This is a genomic window from Candidatus Frackibacter sp. WG13, from assembly GCF_900114655.1.
In the GTDB taxonomy this organism is placed as follows: domain Bacteria; phylum Bacillota; class Halanaerobiia; order Halobacteroidales; family Acetohalobiaceae; genus Frackibacter.
Genome location: NZ_FOTT01000012.1, coordinates 38,321 through 61,591 on the forward strand (window position 1 = coordinate 38,321; position 23,271 = coordinate 61,591).

Sequence of the window (23,271 nt, forward strand, 5' to 3'; positions counted from 1 at the left end):
GTGTAAAATATGTTAGCTAAACGAATAATTCCTTGTCTCGATGTCGATAAGGGTAGAGTGGTGAAGGGGATTAATTTTGTTGATATTAGGGACGCTGGTGACCCGGTAGAATTGGCTGCTTTTTATGATCAAGCAGGTGCCGACGAATTAGTGTTTTTAGATATTACTGCTTCATCAGAGAAACGGGAGACAATGGTTGATGTGGTTAAGCGAACCTCTGAGAAGGTCTTTATTCCTTTTACTATTGGAGGAGGAATTCGAACGGTAGATGATATGCGTGAACTTTTAAAAGCAGGTGCCGACAAGACGTCAATTAATTCGGCAGCTGTTAAGAATCCGGATTTAATTGCCCAAGGAGCAAAAAGATTTGGTAGTCAATGTATTGTCGTAGCAATTGATGCCAAAAGAAAAGAAGATAGTGCAGATGATAATCCAGAATGGGAAGTATACATCCATGGTGGACGCAAGGCTACTGGTTTAGATGCTGTAGAGTGGGCTAAAAAAGCTGAAGATTTGGGAGCCGGTGAGATTTTGTTGACTAGCATGGATGGAGATGGGACTAAAGATGGATATGATAACGAGTTAAATTGTGCTATTTCAAGTAGTGTAGATATTCCAGTAATAGCATCTGGAGGGGCAGGTAGCCCTGATGATATCCTAGATGCTTTTGTAGATGGAGAAGCGGATGCTGCATTAGCAGCTTCAATCTTTCACTTTGATGAATATTCAATTCAAGAAGTTAAAGAATATCTACAAAAAGAGGGGGTAGTAGTTAGGATATGAGTTACTTAACAAGTTTAAATTTTAATGATAAGGGATTAATCCCAGCAATTATTCAGGATGTCGAAAGTGATAAAGTATTGATGATGGCCTATATGAATGAAGAGGCTGTCAAGAGAACTATTGAAACCGGTTATACTTGGTTTTGGAGTCGTAGCCGACAGAAATTATGGAGAAAAGGAGAATCTTCTGGACATTTACAGCAAGTAGAAGATATCTCTATCGATTGTGATGGCGATACTTTATTGGTTAAAGTAAAGCAGACTGGTGGTGCTTGTCATACTGGTTATTATTCTTGTTTCTATCAACACTTAAATTCTGATTTAGAGTTTGAGGAAGAGGGTGAGAAAGTATTTGACCCAGGAGAAGTTTATGAAGAGAAGACAGATGAAACTTCAACTGGCGAAGCACAGAATAAGAATCAATTGGTACCACAAGGACAGTTACCTCTAATCTTACAAGAAATTTATCAAGTAGTACTAGATCGTAAGAAGAATCCAGTAGAAGGTTCTTATACTTGTTATTTATTCGATGAAGGATTGGACAAGATTCTTAAGAAGATAGGTGAAGAAGCAGCAGAAGTGATTATTGCTTCTAAGAATGATGAAGATGATGAGATTATTTATGAGGTTTCAGACCTATTATATCATTTGCTGGTCTTGCTTAATTATCATCAGATTAATTTAAATCAGATTTATAATGAGTTAGCTGATAGATTTGGCAAGTAAGGTTGTAAAGAGAGTAGTTTTTAATGAAGATATTTGATCAGGAGATAGTTCCTATATTTAGGAGCTATCTCTTTCGCATATAAAATATATAGATGCAGAATAAACTTTCAAATTCAATTGAATAACATTATTCAAAATCTAAATGAAATAGGAGTGGAAAAAAGATGTCAGCGTTTAAATTAATTCTAATTTTGTTAGCAGGAACTGCAGCGGGGTTTTTAAATACTTTAGCTGGTGGAGGTTCTTTAATTGCAATTCCGGCTTTAATTTTTTTAGGATTACCTTCTGCAGTTGCGAATGGAACTAATCGAATTGCAATCTTAGTGCAGAATATTGTAGCAGTTACCAACTTTAAACGAAAAGGATATTCTGATTTCAAATTTAGCTTAAAGTTGAGTATTCCAGCATTTGCAGGTGCGATCATTGGTTCAAGTATTGCTGTTAACTTGCCAGAAGAACTCTTTAATAAAATTTTAGGGATAGTAATGATTGTAGTATTAGCTCTTATCCTTTATAATCCGAAGAAGAGATTAGAGTCTACTATAGAAAAGTTAAGCTCTAGACGACAGTTAGGTGCAATGGTTGCTTTCTTTTTTGTAGGAATTTATGGTGGATTCATTCAAGCAGGAGTAGGTTTCTTATTTATTGTTACATTATCTTTAATTACAGGACTTTCTTTAGTAAGAATTAATAGTATTAAAGTCTTTGTTATTGCAGTATATACGATATCTTCATTAGCAGTATTTATTAGTAATGGCAAAATTGATTGGATGTTAGGTTTAGTTTTGGCTGTAGGAAATAGCTTAGGTGCCTATTTAGGTAGTAATTTTGCAGTTAATAAAGGAGATAAATGGATTCGTGTTATACTTACAATTGCAGTATTAATCATGGCTGGAAAGTTGTTATTAGGTATTTAAATCATCATAATACTAATAAATTTTAATTGATAACCTCCTTAGTATTTTAAATAATTTACATACACAAAGATACGATTATTACATATATATGTACTACAGATGAATAAAAGGAGGTTGAAAAATGCCAGGTTTAGAAACAGCACGTGAAATTTTAAGTAGAGAAAGGGAATTACTTTCCTTATATAGACGGTTAGACAGTCAAGTAACAGATAGGGATTTAAATGAAATAGTTGATCAATTAATTAGATGTCAAGGAAATCAAATTGACATGTTAAATGAATTAATTGATGAATTAGAACCAGTACCACCACCGCCAACTGTTAATTTAGCACAGCATGTTGTGCAACCAGGAGAAACTTTATTCTTGATTGCACAAAAGTATGGCACCACTGTAGCTAATCTATTACGAGTTAATCCGGATATTGAAGACCCTGATGAAATCGAAGCAGGAATGATAATTAATTTGCCTATTCTGCTTCCATCACCACCTGATTGCTTCTTCAGGTATACAGTAGAAGAAGGGGATACATTATTTGAATTAGCGCAAAGGTTTAATACAACTGTTAATGAATTAGTCTTCTATAATAGTATTAGAAATCCTGATTTAATCTTCCCAGGAAGGATATTGATTATCCCTTGTCCAGAACCAGGAGAAGGAGACTTAGATTTTGAAACTATAGCGCAAGATAATACTATTAACTTTACAGGCTCAGTTGAAGATAGGCTCTTTGGAGCTGTCAGCAGAAGACAATTAAGAAGAAGATTAGACTCATTTGATATTCCAGTACCGAGAGGTATTGACTTTAATGACAATATAGTTATTGGTGGTATTGAATATGATATTGATGAATTGAGTCTTGCTGATGATATGGTTATTAGGGCAGAAGTAGAACGAAAAAGAAGAGGTTACCATTTGATTGAAGTACCAAAAGAACAATTACCTGAAGAAGGAACTTATATGTTAGAATTTGCATCAGATGGAGTAACTTTAGATGAAGATAGAATAAGGATTAGATTTTAAAAATTAAAAAACTTATCTAAAAGATGGCTGCTGATTCAGTAGCCATCTTTAGCTAATTTATTAAAATTTAGTTTAGCACTTATAAAAGAATCATATATATTTTACTAATAATTATTAAATTCAGAAAATAGAATCTTTAGACATAAATTAGCATAAAACAAGGAAACTATATATATAGTGTAGTATTGTATTAAGGTAGTACAAATCATCATAATTTAAATAATTATTCAATATAGGAAGAAGGAGGATATATTAATGGGATTTGTAGCAGAAATTAAAGAAAAAGCTAAAGCAGCAGGTAAGACTATTGTGTTACCAGAGGGAATAGAACCAAGAATGATTAAAGCTACTCCTGAAATTTTAAAAGAGGGATTGGCTGAAGTTATTTTATTAGGTGATGAGGATGAATTAAATGGTATAGCTAAACAAGAAGGAGTAGATATTTCTGGAGCAGAGATAATTAATCCAGAAACAGCTGAAAAATTAGATGAATTTGGTCAATCCTATTATGAATTAAGGAAGCATAAGGGGATTTCGAAGGAAGAAGCAAAAAAACAAATGACAGATTCACTCTATTTTGGAGCTATGCTAGTTAAGAAAGGGATAGCGGACGGGATGGTAGCAGGTGCATTAAATACTACGGCTAATGTCTTGCGTCCAGTAATCAGAATAATTGGTACAGCCGATGATGTTTCTATAGTTTCTGGTTCTTTCTTAATGATTGTGCCAGATTGTGAATATGGTGTTAATGGTAAGATGTTATTTGCTGATAGTGGTGTCTTTCCCGAGGGGTCTCCAGAAGAATTAGCAGAATTAGCTATTTCCTCAGCGGAAACTTTTGAAGCATTAACGGGGGAAGAGCCAGTAGTTGCTATGTTATCTTTTTCTACTAAAGGAAGTGCTGAACATCCATTGGTAGATAAGATGAAAAAAGCAGCTGAAATTTGTAAAGAAAAAGCACCAGAATTACAAGTTGATGGAGAGATGCAAGCTGATGCTGCTTTAGTGCCGGAGATTGGAGCTAAGAAGGCACCAGATAGTGATGTGGCTGGTAAAGCTAACGTTCTAATCTTTCCTGATTTAAATGGAGGAAATATTGCTTATAAGCTAGTGCAGAGATTAGCTAAAGCTGATGCCTTTGGTCCATTAATTCAAGGGACTGCTTTACCTGCTAATGATTTATCACGAGGATGTAGTGTAGATGATATAGTAACAGTAGCGGCAATTACAGCTGTACAAGCTGTCTTTAAAGATAACTAAAATTAAATTACTAAGAGATAACCTAGAGGGAGGATATTAATTTATGAGAGTTTTAGTACTTAATTGTGGAAGTTCTTCATTAAAGTATCAACTAATTAATATGGAAGATGAATCTGTGTTAGCTAAAGGTTTAGTAGAGAGAATCGGTATTGATGGTGCTTTTCTAGAGCATGAACCTACTAGCGGTGAAGAGGTTAAGATTGAAAATAAGATTGCTGACCATAGTGTAGCTATTAAGATGGTGATTGATGCTCTTTTAGATGATAAGCATGGTGTAATTGAAAGTATGGATGAAATTAATGCTGTCGGACACCGAGTTGTACATGGTGGTGAGAAGTTTGCTGATTCAGTTTTAATTGATGATGAGGTTTATAATGCTATTGATGCAGTTAAAGATTTGGCTCCGTTACATAATCCACCTAACTTATTAGGAATTGAAGTTAGCCAAGAGATGATGCCTGAAACACCAGATGTAGCTGTCTTTGATACGGCATTTCACCAGACGATGCCGGCTAAATCTTATATATATGCTTTACCTCATGAATTGTATAAAGAGCATGGAATTCGTCGTTATGGTTTCCATGGTACTTCTCATAAATACGTTTCTCAAAGGGTAGCAGAAATACTTAATAAACCGATTGAAGAACTGAAGATAATTACTTGTCATTTAGGGAATGGTGCTAGTATGGCTGCTGTTGATGGTGGCAAAGTAATTGATACTAGTATGGGTTTAACACCGTTAGAGGGTTTGGTAATGGGAACTCGTTGCGGGGATATTGACCCGGCAATAATTCCATTTGTGATGGATAAAAAAGATTTAGATATTAATGAAGTAGATAATCTAATGAATAAAGAGAGCGGCGTAGCGGGAGTGTCTGGAATTAGTAATGACTTTAGAGATTTAGAGGAAGCAGCTAAAGAAGGTAACGAACGGGCTCAACTAGCTATTGATCTTTTCTGCCAGCGGGTGAAGAAGTATATTGGTTCTTATTCTGCTGTCTTAGGTGGGGTAGATGTTATTGTCTTTACTGCTGGGATAGGTGAAAATGGAATTGAAATTAGGGAAGATATTTTGGAAGGATTGAATTATTTAGGTGTTAAGTTAGATAAAGAGAAGAATGATATTCGAGGAGAAGAACAGATAATTACAACTGACGACTCAGATACTATAGCCATGGTAGTGCCGACTAACGAGGAATTAATGATTGCTCGCGATACTAAACGACTAGTAGAAGAAGAATAAATAATTTAAGTTTAAATTTAAGTAAAAATTATGGCTTCTAGCTCAAGTTTATGTGTGCTAGAAGCTATTTTTAATAATAAATATACCTAATATTAGATAAACTAATTAAGAAGCTTATTGCAAAAATTTTTTTTAAACCTTGACAAGATAATAATCTCTGTATTATAATTAACAGTGGTAAACATGAGGTGAGTTATAATGAAAATTGATATTAGTGATATTAGAGGAGATATTGGCGCTTTTAAAGAAGTGCATTTGACAAAAGAAGATGTTGATGTTCAATTAAAAGGACGGGATATTGAGATAGAGAATCCGGTAGAGATGGATCTTCAGGTGATTAATACTGATGAATCATTCTTGGTTACTGGTACTATTGATCTGTACTTAGCGGTCAAATGTAGTCGTTGCTTAAAGCCATTTGAAATGGCGGTGGAAGCTAAAGTTGAAGAGGAAGTATCAAAGGACAGGGTTGAAGTTGGGCAACTGACTACTATTGATATTGAAGATGAAGTAATCGATAGTATAATGTTAGCAGTTCCGATGAAACCGGTCTGTGATGATGAATGTGCTGGTTTGTGTCCAAGCTGTGGTATAAATTTAAATTTTGAAGACTGTGATTGCTTTATGCATACGGTAGATCCGAGATTAGCTAAATTAGAAGAATTATTAGATAATGATTAATCTATTTATATATATTATGACTGCAAGCGAATCTATAAGGAGGTGTTAGGAATGGCAGTACCTAAGCGACGTACTTCAAAGACTAGAAAGCGAAAGAGAAGAACACACTGGAAGTTGAATGCACCTAATTTAGTAGAATGCCCACAATGTGGTGAAGCTAAATTATCGCATAGAGTATGTAAGGAATGTGGACACTATAAAGGTAAAGCTGTTAAGTAAATAGATTGAGATAAAAGTTCAGGGGATATATCCTTCTGAACTTTTTCTTATTTTTGCTTGAATCTTTAATTTCTTTAATATATAATAATCAATGATGGTTAAGTTAGTACTAGGTCTTAATACTAGGTCATAGAGTTAGGTGGTAATATGGTTAAAAATTTGTCTAAAAAAGAAAGACAGAAAGTTTTACAAAAGAAAATAAGAGAGAATCCCTTTCTAATTGACCGAGAACTAGCAGAAATATTTGATGTTAGCATTCAAACTATTCGTTTAGATAGATTAGAGCTTAATATTCCTGAAGTTAGAAAGCGAACTAAGAATTTGGCTAAACAAGCATATTCCAAAGTTAAATCTATTAGTGGTTGTGAGATTATTGGTAAATTAGTCGATATAGAGTTAAATAATTCAGGAATATCTATATTAGAAACGAATGAAGATATGGTTTTAGAGAAGACTAAAATTGTTAGAGGGCATCATATCTTTGCTCAAGCTAATTCATTAGCAGTAGCTATACTTGATATTGACGCCGCTTTAACTGGTTCAGCTAAGACTAAATTTAAACGACCAGTTTATGTAGGAGAGAGATTAATTGCCGAGGCAACTGTTAATAATATAAGAGGAGATAAGTTTCGAGTTAAAGTTAAGACTAGAGTAAATCAAGAGGAAGTCTTTAGTGGAAAATTTCTTGTTTTTTCTGGTGAAAAGTTAAGCAAGGAGGGGCACTAAATTGCAAATTGCGGTTGATGTTATGGGGGGAGACCATGCTCCAACTGAAATTATAAAAGGTGTAATTGAGGCGATACCAGAAGTTAAAGGAAGAATAATTTTAGTTGGACCAACGGAAATTATTAAGAATGAGTTAGCCAATTATGATTATAATAATGATAAATTAGAGGTAGTAGAAGCACCGGATATAATCGAAATGGAAGAAGAACCAGCACGTGCTGTTCGAAAAAAGAAAGATTCTTCAATTGTAGTAGGAGCTAATTTAGTTAGGAGAGGTAAAGCAGATGCGTTAGTTTCAGCAGGAAGTACAGGTGCAATGATGGCAGCAGGATTACTGAAGATAGGTAGAGTTAAAGGAGTAAAAAGACCAGCCATTGCTACAGTTATGCCTGCTTTAGAGGGAGAAACTTTAGTTTTAGATGTAGGAGCTAATGTAGATAGCAAACCAATAAATTTAGCTCAATATGCTTTAATGGGTAGTATTTATGCTGAACAGATATTACATAAAAAAGAACCAAAAGTTGGACTGTTAAGTGTAGGAGAAGAAGAGAAAAAAGGAAATGACTTAACTAAAGAAGCACACCAATTACTTAAAGAATTAGATATTAATTTTATTGGAAATGTAGAGGGAAGAGATATATTTTCTGGTGATTGTGATCTGATTGTTTGTGATGGGTTCATAGGCAATATAGTTTTGAAGACAGCAGAAGGTTTAGGTAATGCTTTATTTACAATGTTAAAGTCTGAATTAGAAGAAAGTGTAATTGCTAAGGCAGGAGCTTTTTTAATGAAGTCTGGTTTAAAAAATTTGAAAAAGAAGATGGATTATGCTGAATATGGTGGAGCTCCTTTATTAGGAGTTAATGGGGTAGTTATTATCAGTCATGGGAGTTCAAAAGGTAAAGCAATCAAGAATGCAATTAATGTAGCTCAAGAAGCAATAGAGAAGCAAGTTGTGCAGCGAATAAAAGAAAACATTAAACGAAAGGAATGATAGAGCAGATGGGTAAAGAATTAAGAAATGCGGGAATTACGGGTGTTGGCTCTTATGTTCCGGAGAAAGTCTTGACTAATCACGATTTAGAGAAGATAGTAGATACTAGTGATGAATGGATTCGGAGTAGGACAGGAATTGAGGAACGTAGAGTTGCTGATGATGATACAGCAACATCAGACTTAGCTTATGAAGCGGCAAAAGTTGCTTTAGACGATGCTGGATTAGATGCTGAAGATTTAGATTTAATTATAGTTGCAACAATAACGCCAGATATGCAATTTCCAGCGACAGCCTGCTTATTACAAGACAAGTTGAATGCAGAAGGAGCTGCTGCCTTTGATTTAGGTGCTGGGTGTTCAGGGTTTGTTTATGCATTATCAGCAGCTACTCAGTTTGTTGAAACTGGTGCTTATGATAATGTATTAATTGTAGGAGCAGAAACATTATCTAAGATTGTTAATTGGGAAGATAGGAATACTTGTGTATTATTTGGTGATGGTGCCGGGGCTGCTGTGGTACAGCCGGTAGAGTCAGGTGGAGTTTTGTCCAATGTATTAGGAGCCGATGGTTCCGGTGGTGAATTACTACAACTACCTGCTGGGGGTTCTAGACAACCTACTTGTTTAGATACAGTTGAAAATAATCTTCATTATATAGAGATGGAAGGTAACTCAGTATTTAAATTTGCGGTTAGAATTATGGGAAAAGCAGCTTTAAGAGCATTGAAGGAAGCTGATTTAGACCGGGAAGATGTTGATTTCTTCATTCCGCACCAAGCAAATACAAGAATTATAGATGCAGCTGCTAAGAGGCTAAAGTTAGATTCTGATGATGTCTTCGTTAATCTTAATAAATACGGAAATACTTCGGCTGCTTCTATTCCAATAGCTTTAGCGGAGGCAATAGAGGCCGGTGAAATTAATAAAGGAGACAATATTGTTTTAGTCGGATTTGGTGCTGGTCTGACTTGGGCAGCAAGTGTTATAAAATGGTCGTAAGGGGGAAAACTATGTTTAAAACTGAACTTTGTGATAAACTAGGGATTGAATATCCGATTATTCAAGGGGGTATGGCTTGGATTGCTACTGGGGAATTAGCAGCGGCTGTTTCTAACGCTGGTGGATTAGGTGTAATTGGTGCTGGTAATGCACCTGGTGAAGTAGTTCAAGAAGAGATTCGTAAAGCAAAAGAATTAACAGATAAGCCTTATGGTGTTAATGTTATGTTATTATCACCTCATGTTGATGATGTGGTAGATGTTATTTATGAAGAAGAAGTTCCTGTGATTACTACTGGAGCAGGGAATCCTGGTAAGTATATAGAGAGATTAAAGGAAGTAGGGACTAAAGTTATTCCAGTGGTACCCTCGGTAGCATTGGCTAAACGAATGGCTAGATTTGATGTTGAAGCGATTATTGCTGAAGGAACTGAGGCTGGAGGACATATTGGAGAATTAGCAACTATGGCTTTAATTCCACAGATAGCGGATGCGGTAGATTTACCGGTTATTGCGGCTGGAGGTATTGCAGATGGACGTGGCTTAGCAGCGGCTTTGGCTTTAGGAGCAGTAGGTGTACAGATTGGAACTAGATTTGTCTGTGCTGAAGAATGTACGGTACATCCAAATTATAAAGAGGCTATTATTAATGCTAGAGATAGAGATGCAATTGTGACTGCTCGTTCTACCGGTCATCCTGTTCGGAATTTAAAGAATAAATTAACTCGTCAAATCGAAAAGTTAGAGCGAGAAGGAGCCGATAAAGAGAAGATTGAGGAGTTAGGTGTCGATAGATTGAGAGTAGCAGCTGAAGAAGGCGATGTAGAAGAAGGTAGTGTTATGGCAGGGCAGGTAGCTGGAATGGTAAATAAAGAAGAATCTGCAGAAGAAATTATTAAGAGTTTTATTGAAGAAGCGGAAGAAGTCTTTAAAGAGAAATATCAATTAATTAATATATAAGATAATAATTATTCTGATTTAGGAGGATTAATATGACAGAGAAGATTGCTTTTTTATTTCCAGGGCAAGGAGCCCAAAAAGTAGGAATGGGAGAAGAGTTAAGTAATGAATATTCCGAAGCAAAAGAGATATTTACTAAAGCAGATGAAGCCTTAGGATTTGAAGTGTCTGAACTCTGTTTTAAAGGACCTAAAAGTGAATTAAAGAAGACTGAAAATACACAACCAGCTATCTTAACAATGAGCATAGCAGCTTGTGAAGTATTGAAAGCAAAAGGAGTGAAGCCAGCAGTAGTAGCTGGACATAGTTTAGGTGAGTATTCAGCTTTAGTAGCTGGTGGGGTATTAGATTTTGAAACAGCGGTTCAATTAGTACATAAACGAGGTAAGTTCATGGAAGAAGCAGTACCAGAGGGGAAAGGTGCTATGGGAGCAGTTATTGGCTTAAAGCGTCAACAAATCGAAGAGGTAGTTGAAGAAGGTAGTAAATTTGGAATTGTAGAGCTAGCTAATTATAATACACCGATACAGACTGTAATTTCAGGGGCAAAAGATGCTGTACTTAAGACTCTTGAATTAGCTAAAGAAGAAGGTGCTAAAAAGGCAGTACAATTGCGAGTTAGTGGTCCATTTCATTCAAGCTTAATGAAACCTGCTGGAGAAAAATTAGCAACTGAATTAGAGAAAGCAGAGTTTAACAAGCCTGAAATTCCAATTATCGCTAATGTAACTGCTGACTATGTTAAAGAGCCAGAAGAGATTAGAGACACTTTAATTAAGCAATTAGATGGTTCAGTATATTGGGTAGATACGATTAGACAGATGATAGATGATGGAGTTGACACAGTAATTGAAGTTGGTCCAGGCAGAACTCTTAAGAAATTTATGAAGCGAATTGATCGTAGTGTAACAGCTTTAAATGTAAAAGATCTTTCTTCTTTAGAAAAGACATTACAAAAATTATAGGTTTTAGAATAAATTCTAATTATATTTATGATAATAGGTAAGGAAGGTGAAAATATGCAACTGACAGATAAGGTAGCGGTAGTTACTGGAAGCTCAAGAGGGATTGGTAAAGCAATAGCTCTAGGTTTAGCTAAACAAGGAGCAAATATAGTAGTTAATTATCCAGTAGAAGCTGAAAAAGATAGTGCTACAGAAGTTGTGAGTGAAATTAAAGAATTAGGAAGTGAAGCAGTTGCTATGAAAGCAGATGTTTCTAATTTAGATGAAGTAAAATCAATGATGAAGAAAGTAAAAAATGAATGTGGCTCTATAGATATTTTAGTTAATAATGCTGGCATCACTAGAGATGGTCTATTAATGAGAATGAAAGAGACGGATTGGGATGCGGTACTTAACGTCAACTTAAAAGGAGTATTTAACTGCACTAAAGCAGTAACAAGAACGATGATGAAACAGCGTAGTGGAAAGATTATTAACATTTCTTCGGTAGTAGGAGTAATGGGTAATGCTGGGCAGGCTAACTACTCTGCATCTAAAGCAGGAGTAATCGGTTTTACTAAGTCGACTGCTAAAGAGTTAGCAAGTAGAGGCATTAATGCTAATGCTATTGCTCCTGGATTCATTAAATCAAAGATGACTGAAGAATTATCAGATGATGTAAAGGAACAGATGCTAAGTTCGATACCAGCAGCTGAATTTGGAGAACCAGAAGATGTAGCTAATTTAGTTACATTCTTAGCTTCAGATGCTGCTAATTATATTACAGGGCAAGTGGTTCATGTTGATGGAGGAATGGTTATGTAACTGTCAATTATCACTGAAGGGAGGTGAAGGAATAATGTCAGTTTTAGAAACAGTTAAAGAGATTGTTGTTGAAGAGTTAGCCGTTGATCCTGATGAGGTGACAGAAAATGCTTCTTTCATTGATGATTTAGGAGCTGATTCTTTAGATATTGTTGAGCTAGTAATGGCTTTTGAAGAAGAGTTTGATATTGAAATTCCTGATGAGGATGCTGAAGATATTGCAACAGTAAATGATGCTGTTGAGTATATTGAAAATAATGCTTAATTATTAATTTGTGTTTTTGGGAAGCCTCTTTTGAGGCTTTCCTCATAAATAATAGTTTGGGCTTGGCTAGGGAGAGGCTAAATTATCTAAATATATGGGGGAATTATTTTGAATTTGCCAGAATTAAGGATAGGAGATTTAGTAGCTAAAGTTCCTATTGTCCAGGGTGGAATGGCTGTTAAAGTATCTACAGCACCTTTAGTTGCTGCGGTAGCAGATGAAGGTGGTATAGGTTTAATAGCAGGCTCTGGTATCTCAGTTGATGAACTAAGAAATGAAATCAAAAGAGCACAAGAATTAACCGAAGGTATTATTGGTGTTAATATTATGGTGGCAGCTAGTGAATTTAAAGATTTAGTTAAGGCTTCGATCAATGAAGGAATAGACCTAATAGTTGCTGGGGCAGGGTTCTCTAGAGATCTATTTACACTAGGTAAAGAAAATAATGTACCAGTAGTACCAATAGTATCCTCAGTTAGACTAGCTAAGATTTCAGAGAAATTGGGAGCTTCAGCTATAGTTGTGGAAGGTAAAGAGGCTGGTGGTCATTTAGGTACTGATAAGCCAATGAAGTCTTTGATTAAAAAGATTGTAGATAAAGTAAAGATTCCTGTAATTGCTGCTGGTGGAATTATTGATGGTGAAGATATTGCAGAAGTTTTGAGGATGGGAGCCGATGGTGTTCAGATGGGGTCGCGTTTTGTAGCGACTGATGAATGTGAGGTTGTGCAAGAGTTTAAAGATTTATATATAAATTCTACTAAAGAGGATAGTATCTTAATTGAGAGTCCAGTTGGGTTACCAGGTCAAGCATTAAGTAATGAATTTACTGATAAATTAGATGCTGATGAGGTAGACACTGGTAATAGTTGTGACTATTTATGTTTAAAGAAGTGTTCTCGTTACTTCTGTATCGTTAAGTCACTTGTTAAAGCTAAAGAAGGCGATATGGCTAATGGGTTAGTCTTTGCCGGTGAAGAAGCTCATAGAGTTAATGAAATTTTACCGGTTAAAGAGGTTATTAAAAATCTAGTTACGGAAGCAAAGAATTATTTGAATAGGGAGGAAGCTAAGGATGAGTAATCGAGTTGTAGTAACCGGAATGGGAGTGATTTCACCTGTAGGAAGTGGATTGGATAATTATTGGTCTTCTTTAATAGCAGGTGAGTCTGGAATAGATAAGATTACACATTTTAATGCTGATGAGTATGACTCGCAGATTGCCGGTGAGGTTAAAGATTTTGATGCTAAAGATTATATGGACCGCAAAGAAGCAAAGCGAATGGATAAGTTTGCTCAATTTGCTGTAGGCGCAGCTAAGATGGCGGTTGATGATGCTGAATTAGAGATAGATGAAGGTAATTCTGAACGCATAGGAGTACTGATTGGTAGTGGAATTGGTGGAATGGAGACTTTTGAAGCTCAAGCTAAAAGGTTAGTAAAAAGAGGGCCAGGACGAATTAGTCCTTTCTTCATTCCGATGATGATTGCTAATATGGCTTCAGGACAGGTTTCAATTCATACCGGAGCAAAAGGTCCTAATACAACAACAGTTTCTGCATGTGCATCTGGAACTAATGCTATTGGTGATGCTTTTGAGATTATTCAACGAGGCGATGCAGATATCATGATTACTGGGGGAGCAGAAGCATCAGTAACTCCTCTATCTTATGCTGGGTTCTGTGCTATGAAGGCAATGTCTACTCGTAATGATGACCCACAAAGGGCTAGTAGACCTTTCGATGCTGAAAGAGATGGGTTTGTTATGGGTGAAGGTTCTGGAGTTTTAATCTTGGAAAAACTTGAGAGTGCTTTAGAGCGAGGAGCTAAGATTTATGGTGAGGTAGCTGGTTATGGTATGTCTGGTGATGCTTATCATGTAACTGCTCCTGACCCTAATGGAGAAGGTGCAGCACGTTCAATGCAGATGGCTATTGATAATTCTAATTTGAACCTAACAGATATTGATTACATTAATGCTCATGGAACCTCTACTCCACAGAATGATAAGCTAGAGACAATGGCTATTAAATCAGTCTTTGAAGAGCATGCTAATAAATTGGTTATCAGTTCCACAAAGTCAATGACTGGACACTTGTTAGGAGCAGCTGGTGGTATTGAAGCTATTGCTTCTATATTAGCTATTAAAGAAGGGGTAGTACCGCCGACAATTAACTATGAAAATGAAGATGAAGATTGTGATTTAGACTATATTCCTAATGAAAAACGGGAAATGGAAGTTAATGCTTCGCTATCGAATTCATTAGGTTTTGGAGGTCATAATGCAACTTTGATCTTTAAAAAATATCAAGAGTAATTAAGGTGTGAGAATTATGGTTGATTCCAAATATCAAGATAAATTAACGGAATTACAGAATAAGATAGGTATTCATTTTAATGATTTAGATTTACTTCGTAAATCTTTAACACATAAGTCATTTGCTAATGAAAATAGAAATTTAGGTTTAAAGGATAATGAACGATTAGAATTTTTAGGTGATTCAGTACTTGATATCGTCATTAGTGAGTATATGTTTAATCGTTATCCAGATTACCAAGAAGGCGAGTTAGCTAAGATGAGAGCAGTACTTGTTAGTGCTCCGATCTTAGCTGATAAGGCGAAAGAGTTGAATTTAGGCAAATACTTATTATTAGGCAAAGGTGAAGTAATGACTGGAGGTCGCAATAGAAGTTCTATTCTTGCTGATGCTTTTGAGGCTTTAGTTGGTAGTATTTACTTAGATAGTAGCTTAGATACGGCACGTAGTTTTATTCTAAGATTAATGAAAGAAGATATTGAAACTGTAGAAGCCGGGGAACATATTCAAGATTATAAGACTGCTTTACAAGAGAAGATTCAAAAGGCTTCTAATTCAAGACCAGAATATTATGTAATTAACGAAGAAGGTCCTGATCATAGTAAAGAATTTACTATTCAAGTTAAATTTAACGATAAGTCGTTAGGTCAAGGTTCTGGTTCTAGTAAGAAAGAAGCACAACAAGAGGCAGCTAAAAATGCGTTGAAGAAATTAAAGTAGCTTGCATATCAATATGTGAGCTGCTTTTTTCATTAGGAAGGGAGAGATAATATGGCAGACATAATAGTAGTAGGCGGCGGTGCTGCTGGAATGATGGCGGCTGGTGTTGCTGCTAACCAAGGCGCTGAAGTCTTATTGTTAGAGAAGAATGAACAGTTAGGTAAGAAGATATTAATCACTGGTAAAGGTAGATGTAATTTGACTAATAACTGTGGAATCGAAGAAATTATTGCAAACTTTCCTAAGAACGGTTCTTTTCTGTATAGTGCTCTTTATACATTTACAAACCAACAGTTACGTGATTTTTTTGCTGAATTAGGAGTACCAACGAAAGTGGAACGAGGTGGTCGTGTCTTTCCGGAGTCTGATTCAGCCCGGGATATAGTTGCTGCTTTAAAGAGATATTTAGAGGAGAATGGAGTTAAGATTAAGTTAAATACTGCAGTTGCTAAAGTATTAGTTGAAGAGAAGCAGGTTACTGGAGTTGAAGATAGAGATGGTAATTGTTACTTAGCTAAGAGAGTAATTCTAACACCTGGGGGCGCTGTCTATCCTAGCACCGGTTCTTCTGGTGATGGTTATCAGATGTTAGAAAGAATTGGACATACTATTACTTCAATTAAGCCTTCTTTAGTCCCCTTAAAGGTTAAAGAAGAATGGGCTAGTGAAGCCCAAGGCCTAACGCTTAAGAATGTAGAAGCATCGTTATACTTTAATGATGAGATGATTAGGACTGAATTTGGTGAACTCTTATTTACTCATTTTGGTGTTTCAGGGCCAATAGTATTAACTTTGAGTCGTAATGTAGTCAACAATTTAGGTAAAGGTAGTCTAAAGTTAGAGATTGATCTAAAGCCTGTTTTAACAGAGCAACAACTAGATGATAGAGTACAAAGAGATTTTGAGCAGTATAGTCGTAAACAGTTCAAGAATAGTCTTAGTGATCTCTTGCCTAGTAAATTAATCCCAATAGTAATCGAACTGTCATCTATTCCCGAAGATAAGTTTGTAAACCAAATTACGAAAGAAGAGAGAGCTGAATTAGTAAGAATCTTAAAAGGATTGACTTTGACTATTATTGGGACTAAAGGATTAAAACAAGCAATTGTTACTAAAGGTGGGGTTAGCACCGATGAAATTGATTCTAGTACTATGGAATCAAAATTAATTTCTGGTCTTTATTTAGCTGGAGAAGTGGTTGATATTGATGCTTATACAGGCGGTTTTAATTTGCAGGCAGCTTTTTCTACTGGTTATTTAAGTGGGATTAATAGTATTAATTAATTATAATTGGGATATTTTTGTTATTGAGGACATAATATTATAAATAGAAATGACTATTATGAGGTGATATTATGTCCCGGGGGTTTTATGATTTTGTAATAAGATTAATTGAAAGGATAGAGAGTCTTTTAATTAAAGGCACAATAGCATTAATTATCCTATTAATTACTGTACAAGTTGCTTTAAATGACCCACTAAATGTTAATTTGAAGCTAAGCGAGTTACCAGTAGTAGAAAAAGTATTAACCTATTTGCCACTGGAGAAATTGGATCTAGAATATCAGCAAACTCAGCAAGGAGTTGCTAAACATAAAGAAGCCAGTAGAATATCTAGTCAAGTAATGGGGGAAAAGAAGGGATTAATTGAGTTAACAGTCTTAAATTTAGACCAAGTTAATCAGAATAATATTAGAATTATAGTTAATGGGAAGCGAATAGATAATTTTATAGGTAATCAAATACAAATTTTTGTTTCAGATGGTGATAGAGTCATAGTAGATACTCGTGGTGTGCAAAGAGGACTATGGTTTAAGGTTACAGATATTTCTGGTGGTATTCAGAACTTTAGAGTTGGAGAGCAGATCTGGATTCAGGATAATTTAAAGAGTTTAGGTCGGGTAGAGTTTCAAAAAAGATATTAAAATATGGTTGTAAAACTTAAAGCTTTATGTTAATATAGTAGAAAGGTTTATGGTATTATGGTAGTACGGTAGGTTGGTAGATATGGTATTTAACTAATTTTTCATTTAAAAAATTTAATATTTTAGGTAACTTGGTTTGCTAGGATGGTTATATTAAAAGGTAGGAGTGCCAAGTTAATTCTATTAGTCATTGGTATTGTAATGCTAATAGTAATTTATAATATTAATCTTTATTAATACACACTCCTATTGGGAGTGTTTTTTTATTTCAAAGAGGGAGGAATTAAATAATGAAAGATGATCAAGCAAGTAAAGATGTGGCGGCAGCAGCAATTAAGATGGCGTTAACTGATAGGAAAGAAGAGGATATATTAAAAAAAGATTATGCTAAGGAAGGTTTAAAAGTAGCGGCTGTAGATTTTGGGGGAGAGTTTACTTCTTCAGTAAAGAAGATTATAGAACGAGCAGTAGTTGCTGCTAAGCGGGAGTCAGTGATTAAAGAGACTCATACCGACCAAGGAGCAGTTGCAGGTGCTGCTCGTGAAGCTCTATCACAGATTACTCCTAAAGCGATTGGCTTTAATGTAGGAGGGAAGATCGGTATTGCGAGGAGAGGCGATCACATTAGTGTTTCGGTCTTCTTTGCAATTGGTCTATTACATCTTAATGAAATAGCAATTGGATTAGGTCATCGCGCAGTGCCTTAAAGTTAATATTTTGAAGGGAAGGGGTTTAGAGAATGAGTGTTAATGTTTATGCAATTAGAGGAGCCACTACAGTAAAGGAGAATAATAAAGAGGAGATTTTAACTAGTACGCAAGAATTATTACTAGAAATTATTGAGCAAAATAGATTAGCAGAAGATGAGATAGTATCTATATTTTTTACTATGACTCAGGATCTAAATGCTGTCTTTCCAGCGCAAGCAGCTCGGCGACTAGGGTGGAAATTTATTCCTCTGATGTGTGCTACCGAGGTTGATGTACCAGGTTCTCTTTCCAAATGTGTTAGAGTATTAGTACATATTAATCCTGATCACGAAATGTCAAAGATAGAACATGTCTATTTGAGAGAAGCAGAGAAGTTAAGACCAGATTTAGTGAACTAAGGAGGAGAAGGATAATGATTAGAGAAGAAATCTTAGATATTAAACCATATGTACCAGGAAAGCCAATTGAAGAGGTGAAGAGGGAATTAGGATTAGATGATGTAATTAAGATGGCTTCTAATGAAAATCCAGTTGGACCATCTAAAGAAGCAATTAAGACTATGCAAGAAGTTGCTAAACAAGTACATATCTATCCTGACGGCAACTGTCACGTTCTTAGAAGGAGTTTAAGTGATAAGTTAGGAGTAGAAGAGGAGCAGTTAATCTTCGGTAATGGTTCAGACGGTCTATTAAGTTTAGTAGCAGAAGCTTTTTTAACTTCTAATGATGAGGTAATTATGGCTGAACCATCATTTAGTCAATATGAGTTTGTAACTAATGTAATGGGTGGCGAGATAGTAACAGTTCCATTAGATAACTATACTCATGATTTATCAGCAATGTTAGAAGCAATTACAGATAAGACTAAATTAATCTTTGTCTGTAATCCTAATAATCCAACAGGAACTATTGTAGATAGAACAGAGATAGAGGAATTTTTAACTAAAGTACCAGAAGATATAGTTGTTATTTTTGATGAAGCTTACAAAGAATATGTAGATACAGGAGAATATCCAGAGAGCCTTAATTATTTAGATGAATATAATAATATAATCGTTTTAAGAACATTTTCGAAAGCATATGCTTTAGCAGGGTTAAGGATTGGTTATGGAATTGCTAATGAAGAGTTAATAGGCTACATGAATCGAGTTCGGCATCCGTTTAATGTTAACTTAATGGCCCAAAGAGCAGCAGAAGCAGCATTAAAAGATGAAGAGCATTTAAATAAAAGTAAGCAAGTGAATGAAACAGGTAAAGAATATTTATATCAAGAATTTAAAAGACTAGGTTTAGATTATGTGCCTACACAGACTAATTTTATTTTGGTCGACATTGAAGAAGATGCCGGTAAAGTATTTGAAAATATGCTAAAAGAAGGAGTAATTATTCGTAATGCTCAAGCTTTTGGCTATGAAACTAAGATTAGAGTAACAGTTGGAACTGAGGAGCAGAATAAAAGGTTTATTGAGACTTTAGAAAAAGTGTTAAATAAATCTTAATTATTAATTCAATTTTAAATAGTTGAATTTATAGGAGGTTATGAAAGTGGTAATTGTAATGGAGAATGATGCTACTGAAGCACAAATTAATAATGTAGTTAATCGAGTAGAAGATTTAGGATTAAAAGTTCATCTTTCAAGAGGCAAAGTTAAGACAATCATTGGCGTAATAGGTGAAGATAAAAGAGAAAAAATACAATCTATAGCATCTTTGCGAGGGATCGAAAAAGTTGTGGAAATTACAAAACCGTATAAATTAGCTGGAAAGCAGTTTAAAGAAGAAACAGTTGTTGATATTGATGGTGTTAAGATAGGTGGAGGTTCATTTGCAGTTATGGCTGGCCCTTGTGCTGTTGAAAGTAAGGAGCAATTGTTTGAGGCAGCAGAGATAGTTAAGGATAAAGGTGGGCATATTTTAAGAGGAGGTGCTTTTAAACCCCGAACTTCGCCATACAGTTTTCAAGGATTAGCTGAAGAAGGATTAAAAATGTTAGCTGAGGCTAGAGAGAGAACCGGCCTTAAAATAGTGACTGAAGTTATGGATACTCGTAGTGTAGACTTGGTTAGTAATTATGCAGATGTCTTACAGATTGGTGCGCGTAATATGCAGAACTATCCTTTATTGAAGGAGGCCGGGAAACAGGACAACCCGGTACTGTTAAAGAGAGCAATGACAGCAACTTATAAAGAGTTGTTGATGGCAGCAGAGTATATAATGGCTGGAGGAAACTATAATGTTATCCTCTGTGAAAGAGGGATTAGAACTTTTGTTGAGCATACAAGAAATACAGTAGATATCTCAACTGTACCAGTCATTAAAGAATTAAGCCATTTACCGGTTATTGTTGATCCTAGTCATGGTACTGGCAAGTGGAATTTAGTTAATCCAATGGCTAAGGCTGCTTTAGCTGCTGGAGCCGATGGTTTAATGGTAGAAGTCCATCCAGACCCTGCTACTGCTTTATGTGATGGACCTCAGTCTTTAACTCCTACTAACTTTACTAAGTTGATGGATGAGTTAAGACCGCTAGGTGAAGTAGTAGGGAAGAAGTTATAACGTGGATAGTGGAGTTGAAAAGAGAATGCAAGAGATTAAAGAGGTAGCGATTATCGGGGTAGGACTGCTAGGTAGTTCATTGGGGCTTGCTTTACGGAATTTGACTCCAGTCAAAAAGGTAATCGGATATGATAACCATGAAGAACATATAAAGACAGCGCTAGAGATAGGTAGCATTGACCAAGGTATTAGTAGTCTTGATCTTGATAGTTTTGATGGTAACCAAGGATTTAAGGAAGTAGATTTAGTCTTTTTAGCTACACCTGTAGGAGTGATTCCGGAGCTAATTGAAAAGATTCAGCCTCAATTAAAATCTGGGGCGATTATTACTGATGTAGGGAGTACTAAAAGACAGTTAGTAAAAGAAATTGATTCAGTATTAAGGGATGACTTGGTATACATTCCAGGTCATCCTATGACTGGATCTGAGATTAGTGGCCCTGAAGGAGCTGATTTGTATCTTTTTGAAAATGCAGTCTATGTTTTAACTCCTTCAGAAGATATAGAAGAAGAAAAGATAGAATTATTAAGGGACTTGCTACAGATAATAGGAGCTAAATTACTCTTTATGTCGCCTAAGCAACATGACCAAATTGTTGCTGCTGTTAGCCATTTACCTCATATTATGGCGTGTACTTTAGTTGATACAGTTGGCGAGGTTGCTAAAGAAGAGGAACGAGTATTTTCTTTAGCAGCTGGTGGTTTTAGAGATACAACTAGAATTGCCAGCGGAAGTTCTAAAATGTGGACTGATATCTGTCTTCATAATAAAGAGGCAATTCAAATAATGATTAAAGTTTTTAAAGAGCGATTAACTGAATTTGAAGATTTATTAACTGCTACAAATACTAATGAGTTATTAAAAAAATTTGATCATATTAGAAATCTGCGTCGTCAGATTCCTAAAAAGAAAAGAGGATTAATTTCTCCTAATTATGAAATAATATTAACTCTACCTGACCGTCCAAAAGCTATCGGTGAGGCAACATCACTTTTAGGAGAAGCAGGAATTAATATTGTTGATATTGAGATTTTAAGAGTAAGGGAACAAGGTGGAACTTTACGATTAGTCGTTGCTACAGAAGAAGAGTTAAAAACAGCAGAAAATTTATTGATTAAAGCAGGATATAAGTTACAGATAAAGTAGTCTGAGGAGTGAGTATTATGGAACTAAAAATTAAACCTAAAGGTAATTTACAAGGAAATATTAAAGTGCCAGGTGACAAATCAATCTCTCATCGGTCAGTAATGTTAGGAGCATTATCTAATGGGGAGACTGAGATAGAGGGATTTTTAACTGGTGAAGACTGTTTGAATACTGCCCGTGCGTTCCAAAGTATGGGGGTTAAGATTGAAGGCTTAGGTTCAGAGAAGATGATTATTCATGGCGTAGGTTTAGATGGGCTGCAAGAACCGACTTCTATTTTAGATGTAGGTAATTCTGGAACTTCCATGCGATTAATGCTAGGTATTTTAGCAGGTCAAAACTTCTACTCAGTAATTACAGGTGATGAATCTTTATCTCAACGACCAATGGCGCGAGTAACCAAGCCTTTAAGTGATATGGGAGCTAAGATTTATGGAAGAGATAATGGTAATCTGGCTCCATTAACAGTAATAGGACAAGAACTTACTAATCAAGAGTATCATTCACCTATTGCTAGTGCACAAGTTAAATCATGCATTCTATTAGCTGGATTATATGCAGATGGAACGACAACAGTTATAGAACCAGAAAAATCCCGAGACCATACAGAAAGAATGTTAGAATACTTTGGAGCCGAAATAGAAGTTGAAGGGTTAAAGGTCAAAGTAAAAGGGAAGCCTAATTTACAGGGTAAGAGGATTAAAGTACCTAGCGATATATCTTCGGCTGCTTTCTTTATTGTAGCCGCATTAATTAATCAAAATTCAGAACTGGTTCTAAAAGATGTAGGTTTAAATCCAACGAGAGATGGAATTTTAGAAGTGTTACAGGACATGAAAGCTGACTATGAATTATTAGATAAAAGATTAGAGAATAAAGAGCCAATAGCAGATATCAAAGTTAAGAGTAGTAATTTACAGGCAACAACTATCGGCGGAGAAGTAATTCCTAAGCTAATAGATGAGATTCCAATATTAGCTATAGCTGCCACTCAAGCTGAAGGCGAAACGATAATTAAAGATGCTGAAGAACTAAGAGTTAAAGAAACAGACCGTATTAAAGCTATGGTTACAGAAATGAAAAGGTTAGGTATTGAAGTTGAAGAACGAGAAGACGGCATGGTCATTCCCGGGTCACAGACGATTAAAGGCGGGTGTCGTTGCCAAAGCTACGGTGATCACAGGATAGCAATGTCTTTAGCCATCGCCGGTTTAATTGCTGAAGAGGAAGTAATCATTCAAAATACGGAATGTATTAATACTTCTTTTCCTAGTTTTAGTGATTTGATAGCTCAAATTTAATTTAAGTAAATTTCCTAATTATGCAGGAAGTC

The 23,271-nt window shown here is 35.5% G+C and carries 26 protein-coding genes; all 26 read left to right on the top strand.

Going from position 1 to position 23,271, the window contains the following annotated elements:
* Window positions 1–9 precede the first annotated feature (9 nt).
* Window positions 10–783, top strand: coding sequence for an imidazole glycerol phosphate synthase subunit HisF (hisF, locus tag BM077_RS07640; RefSeq protein WP_089749182.1), 774 nt, complete (start codon window positions 10–12; stop codon window positions 781–783).
* Entirely contained in the window at window positions 780–1,508 is a 729-nt protein-coding gene (hisIE, locus tag BM077_RS07645) for a bifunctional phosphoribosyl-AMP cyclohydrolase/phosphoribosyl-ATP diphosphatase HisIE (RefSeq protein WP_089749184.1), read from the top strand. Before hisF ends, hisIE begins: the two co-directional genes overlap by 4 nt.
* A gap of 164 nt (window positions 1,509–1,672) precedes the next feature.
* Complete coding sequence (locus tag BM077_RS07650; protein WP_089749186.1) at window positions 1,673–2,425, top strand: sulfite exporter TauE/SafE family protein; 753 nt, start codon at window positions 1,673–1,675, stop codon at window positions 2,423–2,425.
* A 121-nt stretch (window positions 2,426–2,546) separates the two neighbouring features.
* On the top strand, window positions 2,547–3,446 hold the full coding sequence (locus BM077_RS07655) for a LysM peptidoglycan-binding domain-containing protein (RefSeq protein WP_089749188.1): 900 nt from the start codon (window positions 2,547–2,549) through the stop codon (window positions 3,444–3,446).
* 255 nt (window positions 3,447–3,701) lie between these two features.
* Complete coding sequence (gene pta, locus BM077_RS07660; protein WP_089749190.1) at window positions 3,702–4,706, top strand: phosphate acetyltransferase; 1,005 nt, start codon at window positions 3,702–3,704, stop codon at window positions 4,704–4,706.
* A gap of 43 nt (window positions 4,707–4,749) precedes the next feature.
* The gene (locus BM077_RS07665) at window positions 4,750–5,949 is read left to right on the top strand and encodes an acetate/propionate family kinase (protein WP_089749191.1); all 1,200 of its coding nucleotides are present in this window, start codon (window positions 4,750–4,752) and stop codon (window positions 5,947–5,949) included.
* A gap of 198 nt (window positions 5,950–6,147) precedes the next feature.
* Window positions 6,148–6,630 (top strand): YceD family protein, encoded by a 483-nt coding sequence (locus BM077_RS07670; RefSeq protein WP_089749195.1) that lies wholly within the window; start codon window positions 6,148–6,150, stop codon window positions 6,628–6,630.
* 51 nt (window positions 6,631–6,681) lie between these two features.
* On the top strand, window positions 6,682–6,849 hold the full coding sequence (rpmF, locus tag BM077_RS07675; protein WP_089749197.1) for a 50S ribosomal protein L32: 168 nt from the start codon (window positions 6,682–6,684) through the stop codon (window positions 6,847–6,849).
* A 147-nt stretch (window positions 6,850–6,996) separates the two neighbouring features.
* Window positions 6,997–7,575 (top strand): transcription factor FapR, encoded by a 579-nt coding sequence (gene fapR, locus BM077_RS07680; protein ID WP_089749199.1) that lies wholly within the window; start codon window positions 6,997–6,999, stop codon window positions 7,573–7,575.
* A 1-nt stretch (window position 7,576) separates the two neighbouring features.
* Window positions 7,577–8,569: a phosphate acyltransferase PlsX gene (gene plsX, locus BM077_RS07685; protein WP_089749201.1), complete on the top strand. Its 993-nt coding sequence runs from the start codon at window positions 7,577–7,579 to the stop codon at window positions 8,567–8,569.
* Window positions 8,570–8,577: 8 nt separating this feature from the next.
* Window positions 8,578–9,570 carry a beta-ketoacyl-ACP synthase III gene (locus BM077_RS07690; protein WP_089749203.1) on the top strand — a complete coding sequence of 331 codons (993 nt, stop codon included), beginning with the start codon at window positions 8,578–8,580 and terminating at the stop codon, window positions 9,568–9,570.
* Window positions 9,571–9,581: 11 nt separating this feature from the next.
* Window positions 9,582–10,529, top strand: coding sequence for an enoyl-[acyl-carrier-protein] reductase FabK (gene fabK, locus BM077_RS07695; RefSeq protein ID WP_089749205.1), 948 nt, complete (start codon window positions 9,582–9,584; stop codon window positions 10,527–10,529).
* Between the two features lie 32 nt (window positions 10,530–10,561).
* Entirely contained in the window at window positions 10,562–11,494 is a 933-nt protein-coding gene (gene fabD, locus BM077_RS07700) for an ACP S-malonyltransferase (protein ID WP_089749206.1), read from the top strand.
* Window positions 11,495–11,548: 54 nt separating this feature from the next.
* Window positions 11,549–12,298, top strand: a complete 750-nt coding sequence (fabG, locus tag BM077_RS07705; protein WP_089749209.1) for a 3-oxoacyl-[acyl-carrier-protein] reductase — start codon at window positions 11,549–11,551, stop codon at window positions 12,296–12,298.
* Between the two features lie 34 nt (window positions 12,299–12,332).
* On the top strand, window positions 12,333–12,563 hold the full coding sequence (locus BM077_RS07710) for an acyl carrier protein (protein ID WP_089749211.1): 231 nt from the start codon (window positions 12,333–12,335) through the stop codon (window positions 12,561–12,563).
* A 108-nt stretch (window positions 12,564–12,671) separates the two neighbouring features.
* On the top strand, window positions 12,672–13,646 hold the full coding sequence (locus tag BM077_RS07715) for an NAD(P)H-dependent flavin oxidoreductase (RefSeq protein WP_089749212.1): 975 nt from the start codon (window positions 12,672–12,674) through the stop codon (window positions 13,644–13,646).
* Entirely contained in the window at window positions 13,639–14,880 is a 1,242-nt protein-coding gene (gene fabF / locus BM077_RS07720) for a beta-ketoacyl-ACP synthase II (protein ID WP_089749214.1), read from the top strand. The genes BM077_RS07715 and fabF overlap by 8 nt, the downstream gene beginning before the upstream one ends.
* Before the next feature lie 16 nt (window positions 14,881–14,896).
* Complete coding sequence (gene rnc / locus BM077_RS07725) at window positions 14,897–15,601, top strand: ribonuclease III (RefSeq protein WP_089749216.1); 705 nt, start codon at window positions 14,897–14,899, stop codon at window positions 15,599–15,601.
* Window positions 15,602–15,652: 51 nt separating this feature from the next.
* A complete protein-coding gene (locus BM077_RS07730) occupies window positions 15,653–16,885 on the top strand; it encodes a BaiN/RdsA family NAD(P)/FAD-dependent oxidoreductase (protein WP_089749218.1) in 1,233 nt (410 codons plus the stop codon).
* Window positions 16,886–16,956: 71 nt separating this feature from the next.
* Window positions 16,957–17,526 carry a hypothetical protein gene (locus BM077_RS07735; RefSeq protein ID WP_089749221.1) on the top strand — a complete coding sequence of 190 codons (570 nt, stop codon included), beginning with the start codon at window positions 16,957–16,959 and terminating at the stop codon, window positions 17,524–17,526.
* Between the two features lie 290 nt (window positions 17,527–17,816).
* Window positions 17,817–18,233 (top strand): HutP family protein, encoded by a 417-nt coding sequence (locus tag BM077_RS07740; RefSeq protein ID WP_089749223.1) that lies wholly within the window; start codon window positions 17,817–17,819, stop codon window positions 18,231–18,233.
* Window positions 18,234–18,265: 32 nt separating this feature from the next.
* Window positions 18,266–18,634, top strand: coding sequence for a chorismate mutase (gene aroH / locus BM077_RS07745; RefSeq protein WP_089749225.1), 369 nt, complete (start codon window positions 18,266–18,268; stop codon window positions 18,632–18,634).
* A gap of 14 nt (window positions 18,635–18,648) precedes the next feature.
* Window positions 18,649–19,734 carry a histidinol-phosphate transaminase gene (hisC, locus tag BM077_RS07750; protein WP_089749227.1) on the top strand — a complete coding sequence of 362 codons (1,086 nt, stop codon included), beginning with the start codon at window positions 18,649–18,651 and terminating at the stop codon, window positions 19,732–19,734.
* 46 nt (window positions 19,735–19,780) lie between these two features.
* A complete protein-coding gene (gene aroF / locus BM077_RS07755; RefSeq protein ID WP_089749229.1) occupies window positions 19,781–20,791 on the top strand; it encodes a 3-deoxy-7-phosphoheptulonate synthase in 1,011 nt (336 codons plus the stop codon).
* Between the two features lies 1 nt (window position 20,792).
* Window positions 20,793–21,938, top strand: a complete 1,146-nt coding sequence (locus BM077_RS07760) for a prephenate dehydrogenase (protein ID WP_255364343.1) — start codon at window positions 20,793–20,795, stop codon at window positions 21,936–21,938.
* 17 nt (window positions 21,939–21,955) lie between these two features.
* On the top strand, window positions 21,956–23,239 hold the full coding sequence (gene aroA / locus BM077_RS07765) for a 3-phosphoshikimate 1-carboxyvinyltransferase (RefSeq protein WP_089749231.1): 1,284 nt from the start codon (window positions 21,956–21,958) through the stop codon (window positions 23,237–23,239).
* The last annotated feature ends 32 nt before the right edge of the window (window positions 23,240–23,271 follow it).

What these genes read in the sequence shown, in the direction of transcription:
- BM077_RS07740 (WP_089749223.1), top strand. Translation starts at nt 17,817, where the DNA reads ATGAAAGATGATCAAGCAAGTAAAGATGTGGCGGCAGCAGCAATTAAG.
- aroH (WP_089749225.1), top strand. Translation starts at nt 18,266, where the DNA reads ATGAGTGTTAATGTTTATGCAATTAGAGGAGCCACTACAGTAAAGGAG.
- rpmF (WP_089749197.1), top strand. Translation starts at nt 6,682, where the DNA reads ATGGCAGTACCTAAGCGACGTACTTCAAAGACTAGAAAGCGAAAGAGA.
- aroA (WP_089749231.1), top strand. Translation starts at nt 21,956, where the DNA reads ATGGAACTAAAAATTAAACCTAAAGGTAATTTACAAGGAAATATTAAA.
- BM077_RS07670 (WP_089749195.1), top strand. Translation starts at nt 6,148, where the DNA reads ATGAAAATTGATATTAGTGATATTAGAGGAGATATTGGCGCTTTTAAA.
- fabF (WP_089749214.1), top strand. Translation starts at nt 13,639, where the DNA reads ATGAGTAATCGAGTTGTAGTAACCGGAATGGGAGTGATTTCACCTGTA.
- fabK (WP_089749205.1), top strand. Translation starts at nt 9,582, where the DNA reads ATGTTTAAAACTGAACTTTGTGATAAACTAGGGATTGAATATCCGATT.
- fabD (WP_089749206.1), top strand. Translation starts at nt 10,562, where the DNA reads ATGACAGAGAAGATTGCTTTTTTATTTCCAGGGCAAGGAGCCCAAAAA.
- BM077_RS07690 (WP_089749203.1), top strand. Translation starts at nt 8,578, where the DNA reads ATGGGTAAAGAATTAAGAAATGCGGGAATTACGGGTGTTGGCTCTTAT.
- hisC (WP_089749227.1), top strand. Translation starts at nt 18,649, where the DNA reads ATGATTAGAGAAGAAATCTTAGATATTAAACCATATGTACCAGGAAAG.
- BM077_RS07650 (WP_089749186.1), top strand. Translation starts at nt 1,673, where the DNA reads ATGTCAGCGTTTAAATTAATTCTAATTTTGTTAGCAGGAACTGCAGCG.
- BM077_RS07730 (WP_089749218.1), top strand. Translation starts at nt 15,653, where the DNA reads ATGGCAGACATAATAGTAGTAGGCGGCGGTGCTGCTGGAATGATGGCG.
- fapR (WP_089749199.1), top strand. Translation starts at nt 6,997, where the DNA reads ATGGTTAAAAATTTGTCTAAAAAAGAAAGACAGAAAGTTTTACAAAAG.
- hisF (WP_089749182.1), top strand. Translation starts at nt 10, where the DNA reads ATGTTAGCTAAACGAATAATTCCTTGTCTCGATGTCGATAAGGGTAGA.
- fabG (WP_089749209.1), top strand. Translation starts at nt 11,549, where the DNA reads ATGCAACTGACAGATAAGGTAGCGGTAGTTACTGGAAGCTCAAGAGGG.
- pta (WP_089749190.1), top strand. Translation starts at nt 3,702, where the DNA reads ATGGGATTTGTAGCAGAAATTAAAGAAAAAGCTAAAGCAGCAGGTAAG.
- BM077_RS07665 (WP_089749191.1), top strand. Translation starts at nt 4,750, where the DNA reads ATGAGAGTTTTAGTACTTAATTGTGGAAGTTCTTCATTAAAGTATCAA.
- hisIE (WP_089749184.1), top strand. Translation starts at nt 780, where the DNA reads ATGAGTTACTTAACAAGTTTAAATTTTAATGATAAGGGATTAATCCCA.
- rnc (WP_089749216.1), top strand. Translation starts at nt 14,897, where the DNA reads ATGGTTGATTCCAAATATCAAGATAAATTAACGGAATTACAGAATAAG.
- BM077_RS07735 (WP_089749221.1), top strand. Translation starts at nt 16,957, where the DNA reads ATGTCCCGGGGGTTTTATGATTTTGTAATAAGATTAATTGAAAGGATA.
- BM077_RS07655 (WP_089749188.1), top strand. Translation starts at nt 2,547, where the DNA reads ATGCCAGGTTTAGAAACAGCACGTGAAATTTTAAGTAGAGAAAGGGAA.
- BM077_RS07710 (WP_089749211.1), top strand. Translation starts at nt 12,333, where the DNA reads ATGTCAGTTTTAGAAACAGTTAAAGAGATTGTTGTTGAAGAGTTAGCC.